The organism is Roseococcus sp. (genome assembly GCF_965227005.1).
Classification (GTDB): domain Bacteria; phylum Pseudomonadota; class Alphaproteobacteria; order Acetobacterales; family Acetobacteraceae; genus Roseococcus.
On record NZ_CBDDFJ010000033.1, the window covers coordinates 1 to 15,868 of the forward strand.

General features: G+C 70.1%; 12 protein-coding genes. 2 read left to right on the forward strand and 10 right to left on the reverse strand.

Translation table 11 applies throughout. The features are described from left to right. A partial coding sequence (locus tag ACO057_RS15895) for a crotonase/enoyl-CoA hydratase family protein (protein WP_421993485.1) occupies positions 1-810 on the forward strand: 810 nt, incomplete at its 5' end. Between the two features lie 22 nt (positions 811-832). On the opposite strand, the gene ACO057_RS15900 is transcribed toward ACO057_RS15895, so the two are convergent. The 10 genes from ACO057_RS15900 to ACO057_RS15945 all read right to left on the reverse strand — a co-directional run bounded on the left by ACO057_RS15900 (position 833) and on the right by ACO057_RS15945 (position 15,308). Beyond that, on the reverse strand, positions 833-3,316 hold the full coding sequence (locus ACO057_RS15900) for an ATP-binding protein (protein ID WP_421993487.1): 2,484 nt from the start codon (positions 3,314-3,316) through the stop codon (positions 833-835). Beyond that, positions 3,313-5,466 (reverse strand): EAL domain-containing response regulator, encoded by a 2,154-nt coding sequence (locus tag ACO057_RS15905; protein ID WP_421993489.1) that lies wholly within the window; start codon positions 5,464-5,466, stop codon positions 3,313-3,315. Before ACO057_RS15905 ends, ACO057_RS15900 begins: the two co-directional genes overlap by 4 nt. Positions 5,467-5,751: 285 nt before the next feature. Next, the gene (locus ACO057_RS15910; protein WP_421993491.1) at positions 5,752-8,376 is read right to left on the reverse strand and encodes a response regulator; all 2,625 of its coding nucleotides are present in this window, start codon (positions 8,374-8,376) and stop codon (positions 5,752-5,754) included. Further along, entirely contained in the window at positions 8,376-8,660 is a 285-nt protein-coding gene (locus ACO057_RS15915) for a hypothetical protein (RefSeq protein ID WP_421993493.1), read from the reverse strand. The genes ACO057_RS15910 and ACO057_RS15915 overlap by 1 nt, the downstream gene beginning before the upstream one ends. Positions 8,661-8,906: 246 nt before the next feature. Beyond that, on the reverse strand, positions 8,907-10,103 hold the full coding sequence (locus tag ACO057_RS15920; protein ID WP_421993495.1) for a M20 family metallopeptidase: 1,197 nt from the start codon (positions 10,101-10,103) through the stop codon (positions 8,907-8,909). A 62-nt stretch (positions 10,104-10,165) separates the two neighbouring features. Further along, the gene (locus tag ACO057_RS15925; RefSeq protein WP_421993497.1) at positions 10,166-11,659 is read right to left on the reverse strand and encodes a methyl-accepting chemotaxis protein; all 1,494 of its coding nucleotides are present in this window, start codon (positions 11,657-11,659) and stop codon (positions 10,166-10,168) included. Between the two features lie 112 nt (positions 11,660-11,771). Beyond that, positions 11,772-12,749 carry a tripartite tricarboxylate transporter substrate binding protein gene (locus tag ACO057_RS15930; protein ID WP_421993499.1) on the reverse strand — a complete coding sequence of 326 codons (978 nt, stop codon included), beginning with the start codon at positions 12,747-12,749 and terminating at the stop codon, positions 11,772-11,774. After that, positions 12,746-12,928 (reverse strand): hypothetical protein, encoded by a 183-nt coding sequence (locus ACO057_RS15935; RefSeq protein ID WP_421993501.1) that lies wholly within the window; start codon positions 12,926-12,928, stop codon positions 12,746-12,748. The genes ACO057_RS15930 and ACO057_RS15935 overlap by 4 nt, the downstream gene beginning before the upstream one ends. A 36-nt stretch (positions 12,929-12,964) precedes the next feature. Further along, on the reverse strand, positions 12,965-13,849 hold the full coding sequence (locus ACO057_RS15940) for a fumarylacetoacetate hydrolase family protein (protein WP_421993503.1): 885 nt from the start codon (positions 13,847-13,849) through the stop codon (positions 12,965-12,967). A 52-nt stretch (positions 13,850-13,901) separates the two neighbouring features. Then, positions 13,902-15,308: an amidase gene (locus ACO057_RS15945; RefSeq protein WP_421993505.1), complete on the reverse strand. Its 1,407-nt coding sequence runs from the start codon at positions 15,306-15,308 to the stop codon at positions 13,902-13,904. Between the two features lie 122 nt (positions 15,309-15,430). Between ACO057_RS15945 and ACO057_RS15950 the strand changes: the two genes are divergently transcribed. Next, positions 15,431-15,868 (forward strand): aldehyde dehydrogenase family protein (locus ACO057_RS15950; RefSeq protein ID WP_421993507.1); only part of this gene is annotated, 438 nt, incomplete at its 3' end.

Genomic DNA, 15,868 nt, shown 5'->3' on the forward strand with positions numbered 1-15,868 from the left:
CCCGGCCCCAAGCCCTGCTTCACGCTGGGCCTGCTGCAGGACATCCTCGCCCAGCAGGCGATGCTGCGCGACGCGCTCTCGCCGGCGCGCCGCGCCGAATTCGGCATGCCCATGCGCTACTACGTCATGGGCAGCCGGCTGCCCGGCATCTTCAACCTCGGCGGCGACCTCGCGCTCTTCGCCGAGAAGATCCGCAACCGCGACCTGACGGCGCTGCGCCGCTACGGCCATCTCTGCGTCGAGGCGATCCACGGCAATGCCGAGGCCTTCCAGGCGCCCGTCGTCACCGTGGCGCTGGTGCAGGGTGACGCTTTGGGCGGTGGCTTCGAATGCGCCCTGGCCTTTGACGTCATCGTGGCCGAGCGTCAGGTGAAGTTCGGCCTGCCCGAGATCCTCTTCAACCTCTTCCCCGGCATGGGCGCCTATAGCTTCCTGTCGCGCCGGATCGGCCAGGTCGAGGCGGAGAAGATGATCATGTCCGGCCGCCTCTATTCGGCCGAGGAACTGCACGCCATGGGCATCGTGAACGTGCTGGCCGAACCGGGCGAGGGCGAGGCCGCCGCGCGCGACTACATCCACAACGCCACGCGCAAGCACAATGCTCAGCAGGCGCTGCTGCGCGTGCGTCGGCGCGTGAACCCGGTGACCCTGCCCGAGCTGAAGGACGTGGTGGACATCTGGGCCGAGACGGCGCTCGGCATCTCCGACATGGATCTTCGCAAGATGCTGCGGCTGACTCAGGCGCAGGAGAAGCGCGTGGCCGCGGAACTGAACGCGCGGCGACCCGCACTGGCCATGGCGGCCGAGTGACCGGCGATGGTGGGGGTGGGACTCAGCTGTGCTGCTGCCCCACCCCGCCCTCCGGGCCCCTGCGCTGGAGCAGGGGCCGGGCGCGATCGAGCTCCGCGGTCAGGCGCTGGACGATCGAGCGTCCTTGGTCGCGCAGTTCGTCCGGTCCGATGCTGCGGCAGAGCATGCAGAGCTCACAGAGCGCACGGGCCCCGACATTGGCCGCCGCGCTGTGCAGCGCATGCGCCTTGGCGCGGAAAGCGCCGGAATCGACGGCGGCCACCGCGCGCGACAGATCGCCGAGGGTCAGCTCGGCCTCTTCAATGAATTCAGCCACCACCTCGCGCGCGAATTCGGCCCCGCCCAGCAGCTCCAGATCGTCCAGCGCGCGCTGGTCGACCAGCACGGCGCCGGTCGGGCGGAAGCGCGGATGGCTGGCGATCGCGGCGACGCCGGGGCGTCGTTCCACGCCCGGCTCATCGGACAGCGGCAGCGCCTCGATCGCGGCGAGCAGCGCGTCGGGGGTGAGCGGCTTCACGAGGCAGGCGACGAAGCCGACCTCCGCGCAGCGCCGGCGCGCCTCGTCCGTGGCATCGGCCGTGAGGGCGAGCCAGGGCACGCGCCGCCGGCCGAGCGACTGAAACGCATAGAGCTTGGCCGCCTCGATGCCGTCGAGCCGGGGCATGTTGAGGTCCATCAGCACCAGGTCGAACTCGCGCGTCTCCAGCATGTCCAGCGCCTCCTCGCCGTCCGAGACGAGGGTCGGCTCATGGCCCGCCTTTTCCAGGATGCGCGCGACCACGCGCCGATTGACCCGGTTGTCGTCCGCGACCAGGACGCTGAGCGGACGCTGGGTGATGGGGAGAGGCAGGGAAATTCCGGCGCGACGGACGGCGCCCCCCGCCAGCCGCAGCGCGGCGGCCAGCATCCCGGGCGCGGGGGCGCGGGGCAGGAGCGTGACGAAGGCGCGGCGCAGCGGCAAGGGCGGGAGGCCCTCTGGCGGATCGGGGGCCAGCAGGATGGTCCGCCAGGCGCCCAGCGGGTCCAGCGCCTCCAGGGCCTGGGCGAGGCCCGTGGGCGCCATGGCGAGGCTGGCGGCATCGGCCACCAGCAGGCGCGGCGTGGCGGGCGGCAGGCTCTCCAGTGCCGTCACGGCCTCGACAAGGGTCGCCGCGGGCAGCAGCAGCAGCCCTTCGGCCCGAAGGGCGTCGGTGCGGGCGGCGGCGTCCGATGCCAGTAGAACCGCCTCGGCTGCCGGCGCCTCGTCGATCGTCTCCCCAAGGCCCATCGGCAGGACGCACCAGAAGGTGCTGCCCGCCCCCTCCAGGCTTTCGACGCCGATCGTCCCGCCCAGCAGCTCCGTCGTCCGCCGGCTGATGGCCAGGCCCAGGCCGGTGCCGCCAAAGCGGTTGATGATGGTCGCATCCGCCTGGGAGAAGGCTTCGAAGATATGGGCCTGCGCCTCGGGCGCGATGCCGATGCCGGTATCGGTGACCTCGAAGCGCAGCAGGACGCCCCGCTCGTCCGGCACGGCATCCGCCGCGACCACGACCCCGCCCTGGGCGGTGAACTTCAGCGCATTGCCGGCCAGATTGAGCAGGACCTCGCGGGTGAGGGCGGCGTCGCCCACGAGCCGGCGCGGGGTGCGGGGCGTGATGTGGAAGGTGAAGCGCAGGCCCTTCCCGCCGGCCGTTTCCGCCAGCATGCGGCGGACCTCGTCCAGCAGCGCCGGCAGGTTGAAATCCGCCTGCTGGACCGGCATCTGCCCGGCCTCGATGCGGGAGAAATCGAGGATGGTCTCGATCAGCCGCAGCAGGTTGCTCCCGGCATCGGTGACGGTGCCGGCCATCTCGCGCTGCTCGGCGTCGAGATCGGACTGCTGCAGCAGCCCGCCCATGCCGATGATGGCGTTGAGCGGGGTGCGCAGCTCGTGGCTCACGCTGGCGAGGAACATGCTCTTCGCCTGATTGGCCTGTTCGGCCTGTGCCTTGGCGGCGGAGAGCTTGCGGACCAGCGTGGCCGCATAGGCGGGAATGGCAATGAGCCCGAGCAGGAATCCGGCGGAGAGATGCGGCTGGTCGCGCCAGAAGGGCGTGAAGATCACGACGGCGCCGAAGCCCAGGATGCCCAGCGCCTGGCCGATATAGAGCCAGGATACGCCGAAGCGGAACCCGTTGCCCAGGATGGCCCAGAGGTAGAGCGCGGCCATCACCGACGTTTTCTCGCCGCCGAGATGCATCTCGTAGGAGAGCAGCGCGACGTCGAGCGCGAGGGTGACGACGCGTCGCGGGGTATTGGCCGCGGGGAAGGCGAGGATGTGCGCGAAGATGGCGATGGCGAAGACCCAATAGGCCGCCACCACCTGAAGCATCGGCCAGGAGGCGTGCTCCAGCACGAGGAAGATCGTGATGATGAGCGCGAAGGCGAGCCGGTTGAAGCTCATCTCGTGCTCAGTGTCCGGCCGGCCGCGCAGGGCGCGGAGGCTGAACCGCCGGGAGGGCAGACCGGCGCCGGCCTGCGGGCTCATGGCGACGTCGGCATGGCCGCGCGCGAGCGGGCCAGCTGGCGCTCCAGCTCCGCGGCCGGCACGGGATGGCTTGTGAAATAGCCCTGCACCTCGTCGCAGCCGAGCTCGCGGACGGCCTGAAGCTGCTCGGCCGTCTCGATGCCCTCGGCGAGGATCCGCATGCCGAGGTTGCGGCCGAGCGAGACGACGCCCGCCACGATCGCCGCGTCCACGACGTTGCCCGGCAGTTGCGACACGAAGGAGCGGTCGATCTTCAGCCGCTGCACGGGGAAGGTCTTCACGTAGAGCAGCGAGGAATAGCCCACGCCGAAATCGTCGATGGACAGGCAGACGCCGAGCTCTCGCAGCTCCCGCAGCGTCCCGGCGACCTTCTCCAGATCGTCCATCGGAACGCGTTCGGTGAGCTCCAGGTCGAAGGTCTCGGGCGCGAGGCCCGCCGCGTCCAGCGCCGCGGCGACCATCTGCCGCACATCCGCCTGGCGGAAGAGCGAGGGCGAGATATTCGCCGAGACGCGGATGCCGCCGCCCGGCAGGCGCGCCCATTCCGCACCCTGCCGGCAGGCCTCGCGCAGCACCCAGTCGGTGATGGGCGTCATGAGGCCCGTCTCCTCGGCCGCGCCCAGGAAGGCGGCCGGGCCCAGCCGGCCGCGCTCGGGATGGTTCCAGCGCAGCAGCGCCTCGGCGCCCACGATGCGGTCGGAGGCGAGGCAGATCTGCGGCTGCCACAGCAGCTCGAACTCGCCACGGACAAGCGCGAGGCGCAGATCGGCCTCCAGCTGCAGCGCCTCGCGCGCGGTGTGGTCCATCACGGGGTCGAAGAAGCTGTAGCCCCGTCCGCCATCGGATTTGGCTCGGTACATCGCGAGGTCGGCATGGCGCAGCAGCTCCTCGGCGGAGGTCGCGTCCTGCGGATACAGCGTGATGCCGATGCTGCCGGAGACCTGAACGCTGCGGCCGAGAATGGTGAAGGGCGCCTCGAGCGCCTCGCGCAGGCGCAGCGCGAATTGCGCGGCCCCCTGCGCCGCATCGAGCGTGGACTGCAGGACGGCGAATTCATCGCCGCCCAGCCGGGCGACCATGTCGTTCTCGCCCATCACGCCCGCGATGCGGTTCGCGACGTCGCGCAGCAGGCGGTCGCCGGCCTCGTGGCCCATCGCGTCATTGACGGCCTTGAATCGGTCGAGGTCGAGGAAGTGGAGCGCGAAGGGCGCTCCATCCTGCCGGCGGTCCTGCGCGCATCGGTCGCGCAGCCGCTCGGCGAGCATGGGGCGGTTGGGCAGGCCGGTCAGCGCGTCGTGCCAGGCGAGGTAGATCAGCTGCTCCTCGGCGCGCTTGCGGTCCGTGATATCGATGGAGGTCGTCACGACGGCCATCACGCGGCCCTCGCCGTCACGCAGGGGGGCCTTGGTGGTGATGAGCGTGCGCGATCCGCCCTGGTTGTCGGAGAACTCCTCCTCGAAGCCGGTCATGGCCAGCCCGGAGGCGAAGACCTCCGCATCGGCGGCGAGGCTGCGCTCCAGCCGCGCCTGGCCCAGGATGCGCACGGCGTCGTGGCCGACGAGCTCCGAGGGGCTGGAGCCGGCGATGGTGGCCTGGCGCGCATTGACGAAGACGAGCTTTCCCGCGCGGTCGGCCGCGCTGATCATGGCCGGCACGGTGTCGATGAGCAGCGCGAGGGATTCGCGGCTCTCGCGCAGCAGGGCGTTGCGCGAGCGTTCCGAGGCCTCGAGGTCGCGAGCCAGGGCCTGGGCGTGCTGGCTCGCCTGGATCTGGTGCTGGCGCAGCGCGAGGAGGTTGCGCACGCGCGTGCGGAACTCGGCATGATCCACGGGCGAGACGAGGAAGTCGGTGGCGCCCGCCTCCAGCGCGCGGAGGCGGAAGACGGGGTCGTTATAGGCGGTGACGACGATGATGGGCACGTCGGCGCCGGTCGCCTTGCCGCGGATGCGCGCGGCCACCTCGGCGCCGTCGAGATGGGGCATGCGGTAGTCGCTGATGACGAGGTCAGGCCGGTTCTCATCCATCCAGGCCAGGGCCAGGAGGGGATTGCCGAAGGTCACGACATCGGCCGCCGGTTCGACCGAGACGGCAAGCTGCGCGAGAATCTTCCGGTTGGTGCCGCGGTCGTCGAGGATCAGAATCTGGGACATCAGGGCGTCAACCAAGCTTTCGCGTCCGTCGGTCTTCCGCCGGAAGATTGCTGATGCACCTTTCTGCAAGTCGTGACCATGGCCGCGCTTCTCCCGGAGGTCCTGGACGGGCCCCTTTGGAACGGGGAGCGGCTAAAAGCTTGGAAGCTCTGGGAATCTCCCCCCGGCCTCCTCCCATGGCGCACAATTCTGCGCACCGCCCCCGCGATCCGTCCAGCAGGAAGTCCATCAGCGCCGCAACAGATTCTCCAGGCCACGACGAGTGGCCCGGAGATCAGGCTGGCTTTACGCAGGCTCCGCGAAAGCGTCCCGCGAACTGTCCCGCCCCGCGGGCGACTGCGCGTCGAGCGAGCGGGCCGCGGCGAGCGCCGGACCCAGCGCGTCCTCGAGACGCAGCACCAGCAGTTCCGCATCGCCGGGTTCGCGTCCGGAGAGCGCATCCTCCAGGAGGCGGGCGGCTTCCGCCACTTCCCGCGCCTCCAGCGAGGCCGCCGTTCCGCGCAGCGCATGGGCCGCATGGCCCGCCTCCTCCAGCCGGCCCTCCGCGATGCAGCGGCGCAGGGTCGCGCCCGTGCTGGCGAAGCTGCGGCCGAACTCCACGATCAGCCGGCGCAGCAGCTTGCGCTTGCCGTTGACGCGAACCAGCGCGGCCTGGATGTCGAAGGGCGGCAGGGCGGCGGGGAGATCCCCGCCGTCCACCACCGCCGCGGCCGTCCTGGGCTTGGCCGCGGCGCGGGCGCTTCCCAGCCAGCGGTCGAGCGTGGCGACCAGCACCGCCGGATCGACCGGCTTGGCCACGTGATCGTTCATCCCGGCCTGCAGGCAGCGCTCGCGCTCCTGATCATAGGCATGGGCGGTCATGGCGATGATCGGCAGCGTCTCGGCCGAGAAGCGGGCGCGGATCCGCGCGGTCGCTTCCAGACCGTCCATCTCGGGCATCTGCACATCCATCAGCACGGCGTCGAAGCCATGCGGCTCGCGGAAGATCTTCTCGCAGGCGATGCGGCCGTTCTCGGCGATATCGACCTCCAGCCCCGCATCGGTGAGAAGCTCGACGGCCAGCTCGCGATTGATCTCGTTGTCCTCCGCCAAGAGGACCCGCGCGCCGCGGAAGGCCGGGTCCACGCGCGGAATGGCATCAGGGCGCGGCTCGGCCGGCGCGGATGCGGGGCCGGCGCCGAAAAGCTCCGTCAGCGTGTGCAGCAGCAGTTCGGAATCGACCGGCTTCACCAGAACGGCGGAGATCCCGTTGGCCGGGGCCTTTGCCAGCATCTCCTCGCGGCCATAGGCGCTCACCATCACCACGACCGGCGGCTTGGCGGTGCTGACCTCGCCGTCGCGGATGCGCCGCGAGGCCTCCATGCCGTCCATGCCAGGCATCTTCCAGTCCATGAGGACGAGGTTGAAGGGTTGGCCACGCTCGGCCGCCTCGTTCAGCGCGCTGAGGGCCTCCGGGGCGGAGGCGGCGAGCTCGGCATCGATGGACCAGGCGGCGAACATCTCCTGCAGGATCGTGCGCGAGGCGGCGTTGTCGTCCACCACCATGACGCGCAGATGCCCCAGCGCCTCGGGGGAGGGCTGCTCCGAGTTCAACACCATGTCCGAGACCCCGAGCCGGAGGATGAAGCTGAAGCAGCTGCCCTTGCCCGGCGTGCTCTCCACGGAGATCGTCCCGCCCATGAGCTCGACCAGCTGCTTGCTGATGGCCAGGCCCAGCCCGGTCCCGCCGAAGCGGCGCGTGGTGGAGCTGTCGGCCTGGGTGAAGGAGCGGAACAGCCGGGCCTGAACGTCCGGCGTCATGCCGATGCCGGTGTCGCGAACCGAGATCTCGACAGGGATCTCCGTCGCCGTGGCGGCGCCGAGCGGGGTGGCCGGCCGGACGGTGACGACCACCTCGCCGCGCTGCGTGAACTTGATCGCGTTGGTGGCGAGGTTGAGGATGACCTGATTGAGCCGGAGCGAATCCCCGATCAGCGTCGCGGGCAGGGCGTCGTCGATCCAGAAGCGCAGGGCGATGTGTTTCTCCTGCGCGCGGACGCCCGCGATGGCGGCGACATTGCCCAGCGAGGCCTTCACGTCGAAGGGCGCCTGCTCCAGCGTGAGCTTGCCCGCCTCGATCTTGGAGAAGTCCAGGATGTCGTTGATGAGGCTGAGCAGGGCGCCGCTCGCCGTCTTGATCTTGAGCAGGTAGTCGCGCTGCTTGGGCGTCGTCTCGGTGCGCAGCGCGAGATGGCTGAAGCCCAGGATCGCGTTCATAGGCGTGCGGATCTCGTGGCTCATATTGGCCAGGAAGAGGGTCTTGGCGACATTGGCCGCCTCGGCCTCCTGGGTGCGCTGCTCCACGCGCAGTTCGAGCGTCTCGTTCTGCTCCTGCATCGCGGCGCTCAGGCGCTCGATGCGTGCGAAGTTCCGGACCAGCATGGTGCTGAGCGTGATCAGGACGCCGCCCTGGAACACCACGACCGCAGCGTGGAAATACACCCGCCCGAGATCCGCCTCGCCGTAGAAGACCGCGGCGGGGAGGAGCAGGTTGAGCATGAGGTGATGCAGCATGATGGTGACGCTGGCGATCACGATCACGCGCCAGTCGGACCACCCGATCAGCAGCGCCAGCGAGGCGAAGAAGTACATGTGCATGTCCATCTGCCACGGATGGCCCGTCAGCAGATAAACCATGAGGGCGGGCTGACCGATCAGCGCGACGGCCGCGACATAGCGCGTCACGGGCGCGGGGCCGCTGATCCACCAGCAGAGGTGGTAGGCGGCGGCCAGGCACCCGGCCAGGAGAGCCGGCGCCAATGGCGGGCGGCCCACGAGCACGGCTTCCAGCGCCAGCACGGGAACGTGCAGCCACATCAGCCAGACGAAGGCCACGCCGAAGCGCCGGCGAAGCCGATCAAGACCCGCCATCAGCGCAACTTTCCTTCGGAGCCGAGGCATCCGCGCAAGAGAACAGGATCCAGCACGAGCCAAGCGCCGGCGCGATAGGCCGCGCCTGCGAAATCCGGGTTGTCGGACTGGGCGAAGAGGATGCTCGTGAAGGCGCCGGCATCGACCAAAGCGCCATCGGCTGCGGCGACGATCCCGACCATCTCGTCCAGGGTCTTCCAGGGCGCGCCGATGACGGCGTACTGCGCCTGACCGGCGCGCGGCGCCAGGCCGATGGCCAAAGTGGCGATCAGGCTGACGATCAACAGAAGGGTAGGGGCGAGCCAGGTGACGATACGGCCCTGGCCCCTCTCCGACGGGACCCTTGCGGTCCTCTGCGCCCAAAGACCCGGAGCAGACTGCGAGGCCGGCATATCAACGCGAATCATAACTCGTCCCGTGCATGAAGCCATGATCATACCATAATGAAATCGTCAGGGTACAACCATGGCGTGCATATCGGGAGGTTGTCGGCGCCGCCCCGGATGAGGGCGGCGCCCGGGGGCGGGAGCCTAGAGCCCCACGCTCTCCAGTCGCAGAACGGCCCGAGCCATCGCCTGCGCGCGGGGAACGAAGCTCGTCATCTCGAGGTATTCCTCGGGGCTATGCGCCAACCCGCCCACCGGGCCGACGGCGCAGATGGTCGGTGCGCCCTGGGCGGCGGTGAAGCCGCTATCGGCGCAACCGCCCGAGAATTCCGGCTTCACGTCGAGCCCGGCATCCTTCGCCGCGCCCTGGTACATGGCGAAGAGCCGTGCCGCCGCCTCGTCCTGGGTGAGCGGCAGGAATTCGCCCTTGATGGCGAGCTTCGCCTTGGTGCCGGGCACGTAGCTCCGGCTCATGATCTCGTGGATCTTGCCCATGATTTCCTCGCGATCGGCCGGGTTCACGTAGCGCAGATCGATCTGGCCGGTGGCCGAGGGGGCCACCGTGTTCACGCTCTGCCCGCCCGAGACGAGGCCGACATTGAGCGTGATGCCGCGCTTGAGATCGGTCAGCGCATGGATGGCGACGATCTTGTTCGCCAGCTCGCCGATGGCCGAGATTCCGGCCTCGAAATTGCCGCCGGAATGGGCGGCCTTGCCCTCGATCTCGAAGATGCTGAAGACGCCGCCCTTGCGGCCGGTGACCACATTGCCCGAGGGGCGGCCCGGCTCGGAATTGAAGACGACGCGCGCGCCGCGGGCTTCCTCCTCGATCACCGCGCGGCCCTCGGGCGAGCCGATCTCCTCATCGCCGGTGAAGAGGCCGACCATCGGGCCCGGCGCGCCGCCGAACTTCTTGAAGGCGGCCAGGACGAACATGTTCATCACGAGGCCGGCCTTCATGTCGGCGACCCCGGGACCATAGGCGCGGCCGTCGCGGATGGTGAAGGGACGGCGCGTCGGTTCGCCCTTGGGGAAGACCGTGTCGCGATGGCCCATCAGCACGATATTGGCGGCGTGGTTGCCGCGCGTGCGGACGGCCGAGGCGCCCTCATGCGGCAGGACGGCGCGCAGGCAGTCGCCGTACTTCTCGCCGCGCACGGTCTCGACGGTGATGCCCTGGGCTTCGCAGAAATCCTTGACGATTTTGCCGGTGGCATCGACGCCGGCCTTATCGTAGCTGCCGCCATCGGTGTTCACCATGGCCTCCAGCGTATCGAGCATCGCCTGCTGCTGCGTGGCGAGCCAGGCAATGATCTTGCCCTCGTTGGTTTCGGCGTTCATGCGGCACTCCTGTGGTCGGGTTGCGCGCAAGCCAGCACGCGCGCGCCGAGCGCGCAACCTGCTCAGGCCGCCAAGGCCCGCGAGGCCTCCGCGGCCTGCCGCGTGCGGGCCTCGGCATCGGTGGCGGCCAGGGCGATCTCCTCCAGGGTGCGGTTGGCGCTCTCCACGCCGGCCGCCGCCGATTGCATGCTGGCCGACATCTCCCGCGTCACCGTCGCCTGCTGTTCGACGGCCGCCGCGATGCCGGTGGTGATGACGTCGATCTCGGCGATGGCCCTCGCGATCGAGTCGATGGCCTGCACGGCGCCCTCCACCGCCGCCTGCACCTGCCCGACCTGGCCCGCGATCTCCTCGGTCGCCTTGGCGGTCTGGCTGGCGAGGCCCTTCACCTCGCTGGCGACCACCGCGAAGCCCTTGCCCGCCTCGCCGGCGCGCGCCGCCTCGATCGTGGCGTTGAGCGCGAGCAGGTTGGTCTGCCCGGCGATCTCGGTGATGAGCCCGATCACCTGGTTGATGCGCTTGGCCGCGTTCACCAGCTCGCCCACGATGGCGGTGGCGCGCTCGGCCTGCTGCGTCGCGGCCGAGGTGGAGCGCGAGGCGTCCATGATGCGCCGCCCGATCTCGCCGACCGAGGCCGCCAGCTCCTCCGCGCCGGCCGCCACGGCCTGCACGCTCATCGAGGTCTCGCGCGAGGCCTCCACCGCGCCGCTGGCCTGGCCGTTGGTCGCGGCGACGGCATTGGCCACCACCACGAGCTCCGCATCGACGCTGCGGCCGAGTTCCGCGCGGCGCAGGCGCTCGTTCACCTGCGCGGTGATGTCGGTCGCGTATTTCACGACCTTCCAGGGCTTGCCGTCCGGGCCGAGGATCGGGTTGTAGGAGGCCTGGATCCAGACCTCGCGTCCGCCCTTGCCGATGCGGCGATATTCCGCCGCCTGGTACTCGCCGCGGGCCAGCGCGGCCCAGAAGGCGGCGTAGGCGGGCAGGGCGGCCTCGGCGGGATCGACGAAGAGGCGGTGATGGCGGCCCTTGATCTCGTCCATCGCATAGCCGAGCGCGCCGAGGAAATTGGCATTGGCGTCGAGGATGGTCCCGCCCAGGTCGAATTCGATCACCGCCTGGGAGGTGGCGATGGCCGCGACCTGGCCGGCATGATCGGCGGCCCGCAGCCTGCGCTCGGTGATGTCGGTGGCGAATTTGATGACGCCGGTCACGGCGCCGCCCCGGCCGAAGACCGGGCAATAGGAGGCCTGGATCCAGATGGCCCGTCCGTCCTTGCGGAGGCGGCGAAACTCGTCGGTCTGGTGCTTGCCGGCGCGTAGCGTGTCCCAGAAGCGGCGATACTCCTCGCGCTCCGCCATGCCCGGTTCGAGGAACATGGCGTGCTTGCGGCCGCGCACCTCTTCCAGCGCATAGCCCAGGGCGGCGAGGAAGAGCGGATTGGCATCGAGGATCGTCCCGTCGGGGGCGAATTCGATGACGGCATGCGAGGTGTGGACGGCATCCAGCCGGGCCTGCGCCCCGGAGGAGGAGGATAGGCGAAGTCCCTGAAACATCTTTTGTCTCCCTGCTCCGCCCGGATGGGGTCGGACAGAAGGGAGTTAGGCCCAGGAAATGAACATCCCTTTAATGTCGGCGACGATCATGTGTGGTGCAAGGCCGCGGCGACTATTCGACGCGGCCGATGCGCCGCACCGCTTCGACCAGCCGGGCGCTGTCCTCGGCGAAGAAGCGCGCGAAATCCGGGGCGTCCAGGTAGCGCGGGGGCGAGCCCGCGGCCTCGAAGGCGCGCAGCAGATCGGCATCCTGCAGGGCCAGGCGCATGGCGTCGCGCAGGCGGGCCATGACGGGCGCGGGCGTCGCCGCGGCGGCGAAGAGGCCGGCCCAGATGTAGAATTCGACCTCCGGGAAGCCCGCTTCCATGAAGGTGGGCACCTCGGGGAAGGCGGCGGCGCGCTCGCGGCCCCAGCAGCCGAGAACGCGCAGGCGCCCGCTCTGGACATGCTGCGTCAGCGTGCCGGGGGCCGAGGCAAGAGCCTTGATGTCGCCCGAGAGCAGCGCGGTGATGGCCGGGCCGGCGCCCTGGAAGGGCACGTGCAGCAGGCGGATGCCGGCCGCCGTCGCGAACATCTCCATGGCCACGTGCAGCGTGCCGTAGGCGCCCGAGGAGCCGTAGGGAATGTCGCCCGGCCGCGCCCGCGCGTCGCGCACGAAATCGGCGATGGACTGCCAGGGGGCATTGGCCGGGACGGCCAGCATGGTCGGGTCGGCATTCACCAGCGCGACCGGCGCGAACTGCTCCACCGTATAGGGCGGCGGACGGCCGAAGAGCTTTTCCGCCTCGGGGATCACGGCGAGGGAGGAGAGCGCCATCAGCAGCGTATAGCCGTCGGCGGGGGCGCGGGCGACGAAGCCTGAGCCGATGGCGCCCGCGCCGCCCGCGCGGTTCTGCACCACCACGGGCTGGCGGAGGCTGCGCTCCAGCGCGGCGGCGACCGGTCGCGCCGCGAGGTCGGCCTGGCCGCCCGGCGGGAAGCCCACGACGACGGTGATCGCGCGGCTGGGAAAATCCTGCGCCCGCGCCGCGACAGGGGCGGCGAAGGGCGCGGCGAGAACGAGACGCCGCGAAAGCGACGCCGGCCTCATTTTTTGGGGCCGACCTTCGGGCCGATCCGCGTCACCTTGCTCTCCGCGGCCTGCGGATCGGCGAGCAGGCGCGGGGGCTCATAGAAGGAGGCTGCGTCCGGCAGGCGCTCGGACCGGGCTACCGGCGTCGCCATCAGGCAACGGCGGCGGGCCAAAGGAAGAAGCTTCAGGGCGCGCATTCGTCATCCTCCCGCAAGGGAAATACCTTATGGCCCTCAGGCCACCCGATTCTCCAAGGTCCCGATGCCGGGAACCTCGATCCGCACGACGTCGCCGGTCTTCAGGAAGACCGGCGGGTTGAAGCCAATACCCACCCCGGCCGGGGTGCCGGTGGCGATGACGTCGCCCGGCTCCAGCGTGATGGCCGCGCTGATCGCCTCGATCAGCGTGGGAATGTCGAAGATCAGGTCGGAGACCGGGGCGTGCTGCCGCCGCTCGCCATTCACCCAGGTGGTGAGGGTGAGCTGGGTCGGATCGGGCACTTCGTCGGCGGTGAGGAGGGCCGGGCCCATCGGGCAGAAGCTGTCGAGCCCCTTGCCCAGGATCCACTGGCTGTGGCGCTTCTGCAGGTGGCGCGCCGTGACGTCGTTGACGATGGTGTAGCCGAAGACGTGGCTGAGCGCCTCGGCCTTGGAAATCCCGCGGCCGCCCTTGCCGATGACGACGGCGAGCTCGCCCTCGTAATCGAGGCCGCCGGTCGGGTCGAGATGGCCCAGGATCGGCTCGCCATTGGCGATGATCGAGGTGTGCGGCTTGCTGAAGACGACGGGGAAGGGCGGCACCACGTCCTTGGCGCCGCCGTCGAAGCCGGAGCCCGCGAATTCCTTCGCGTGCTCATGATAATTCTTGCCGACGCAGAAGATGTTCTTCGGGGTGCGGGGGATCGGCGCGCAGAGCGTGGCGCCGGTGAGGATGGGCGCCTTGTCGATGGCGGCGCGCAGCTTGTCGAGCATGGCGGGCTCGGCCGCGGCGAGCGAGATCATGGTCTGATCGCGCAGCAGCGGCTCGACCGCGCAGAGGTCGAGCACGGCGCCATTGGCGTCGAGCGCTCCCACTTCCTGCCGGACCTGTCCGGCGCGGGTGAATGTGACGAGCCGCATGCTTCAATTCCGCCCAAATCGTGAGGGCGGAAAGAGCATTTTTACGTTTGGGTTACAAGGCCGGGGCGTTGGGGGTCTGCCTTGCGATTTCCAGGGTCCGTGCCACGCGGAAGCAAAGATCGTCGTTGTAGAGGGCGGCCGCCACCTGCACGGCGCGCGGCATGCCCTCGGAATCGAGGCCGACGGGCACGGAAATGGCCGGCTGGCGCGTGAGGTTGTGGGTGAAGGTCCAGGGCGCCCAGTCGCGCCAGAGCGCCATCTGGGGATGCAGCGTCGGCTGGTCGGCGGCGAAGGCGGCGGTCGGCGTGCAGGGGGTCAGCATCACGTCGTAGACCTGATGGAAGCGGGCCATGGCATGGGCCGCCTCGATGCGCAGGGCCTCGGCGCCGAGGAAATCCACCGCGCTCATGGCCGACTCGGCCTCGGCGACTTCCAGGATGCCGGCATCCAGCATCTCGCGCTTCTCGGGCGCGACGGTTGCGACCAGCCGGGCCATCGCCACGCCCCAGACGCGGCCGAAGATGGCGCGGGTGTCGGGCAGGCGGGGATCGGCCTCCTCGACGATGGCGCCGGCGGCCTCCAGGGCCTTGGCGGCCTCGTCCAGCGCGGTCTGGCCATCCTCGTCCAGCGGCGCGTCGAAGCCCAGGCGGCGCACGACGGCGACGCGCAGGCCCTTCACCCCATCCTCGATGCCGTCGCGCCATTCGCGCTTCTCGTCGGGCAGGCAGAAGGGGTCGCGCAAGTCGTGGCGGGCCATGGCGTTGAACATGAGCGCGGCGTCGCGCACGGAGCGCGTCATCGGCCCGGCCACGGCCACGCCGGCGAAGGCGCCGAGCGGCCATTGCGGGACGCGCCCGAAGCTCGGCTTCACGCCCACCAGGCCGCAGAAGGCGGCGGGGATGCGGATCGAGCCGCCCGCATCCGTGCCGATATGCAGCGGGCCGAAACAGGCCGCCCCCGCCGCGCCCGCGCCGCTGGATGAGCCGCCCGGCGTCCGCTCGCGGTTCCAGGGATTGCGGGTGATGCCGTGCAGCGGGCAGTCCCCCGGTGACTTCCAGCCGAATTCGGTCGTGGTGGTCTTGCCGATGATGACCGCGCCGGCCTGCTTGAGGCCCATCACGGCGGGCGCGTCCTCGGCGACGGGCCTGTTGTCCGTGGTGCGGCTGCCGCGCCGCGTGGGGAAGCCCGCGAGGTTCAGCAGGTCCTTCACGGTGGCGGGCACGCCGTCGAGCTGGCCGATCGGGCGGCCGGACATCCAGCGGGCCTCGCTCTCGCCCGCCTGCTGGATGGCGCGGGGATTTAGCGCGGCGAAGGCATTCACCCAGGGGTTGTAGCGCGCGATGCGCTCGGAGACGGCCTTCAGCGCCTCGACGGGGGAGAGGGCCCGGCGCGCATAGAGGGCCAGCAGCTCCTCCGCCGCCATGAGCGAAGGATCGGTTTTGCTCGTGATGTCGTGCATGGGCGGAGAATGCGCCGAAGCCGCGAAAACGTCACGCCCGGGGGAGGCCTCGGCTTGCCGGCACGCTATATCCACGAGAGGATAGCGAGCCGGGCCTGCCGGCCCATAACCGGAGCAAACCGATGCAACACGAACGCGAGCATTATGTGAACGGCGCCTGGGTCGCCCCGCTCGAGCCCAGGCTGCTCGACGTGATCGACCCCTCCACCGAGGAGGCCTTCACGCAGATCGCCCTTGGCGGCGTGAAGGATGTGGATCGCGCCGTGGCGGCCGCCCGCGCGGCTTTCCCCGCCTTCGCGCGCAGCAGCCGCGAGCACCGGCTGGAGCTGCTCAAGGCCATCCTCTCCGAATACGAGAAGCGCAAGGCCGACATCGCCGATGCCCTCGCCCAGGAGATGGGCGCGCCCGTGAAGTTCGCGCTCGAGCGCCAGGCCGCCACCGGCACGGCGCATCTCAAGCGCATGATCCAGGTGCTGGAGGAGTACAAATTCGAGGAGCTCGAGGGCACGACGCTCATCGCGCGCGAGCCGATCGGCGTGGTCGGGCTCATCACGCCCTGG

Bases quoted from the DNA above. Each gene is read 5' to 3' on its own strand.
- ACO057_RS15945 (WP_421993505.1), bottom strand. From the start codon at position 15,308: ATGCACGACATCACGAGCAAAACCGATCCTTCGCTCATGGCGGCGGAG.
- ACO057_RS15905 (WP_421993489.1), bottom strand. From the start codon at position 5,466: ATGTCCCAGATTCTGATCCTCGACGACCGCGGCACCAACCGGAAGATT.
- ACO057_RS15900 (WP_421993487.1), bottom strand. From the start codon at position 3,316: ATGAGCCCGCAGGCCGGCGCCGGTCTGCCCTCCCGGCGGTTCAGCCTC.
- ACO057_RS15940 (WP_421993503.1), bottom strand. From the start codon at position 13,849: ATGCGGCTCGTCACATTCACCCGCGCCGGACAGGTCCGGCAGGAAGTG.
- ACO057_RS15920 (WP_421993495.1), bottom strand. From the start codon at position 10,103: ATGAACGCCGAAACCAACGAGGGCAAGATCATTGCCTGGCTCGCCACG.
- ACO057_RS15930 (WP_421993499.1), bottom strand. From the start codon at position 12,749: ATGAGGCCGGCGTCGCTTTCGCGGCGTCTCGTTCTCGCCGCGCCCTTC.
- ACO057_RS15925 (WP_421993497.1), bottom strand. From the start codon at position 11,659: ATGTTTCAGGGACTTCGCCTATCCTCCTCCTCCGGGGCGCAGGCCCGG.
- ACO057_RS15910 (WP_421993491.1), bottom strand. From the start codon at position 8,376: ATGGCGGGTCTTGATCGGCTTCGCCGGCGCTTCGGCGTGGCCTTCGTC.
- ACO057_RS15935 (WP_421993501.1), bottom strand. From the start codon at position 12,928: ATGCGCGCCCTGAAGCTTCTTCCTTTGGCCCGCCGCCGTTGCCTGATG.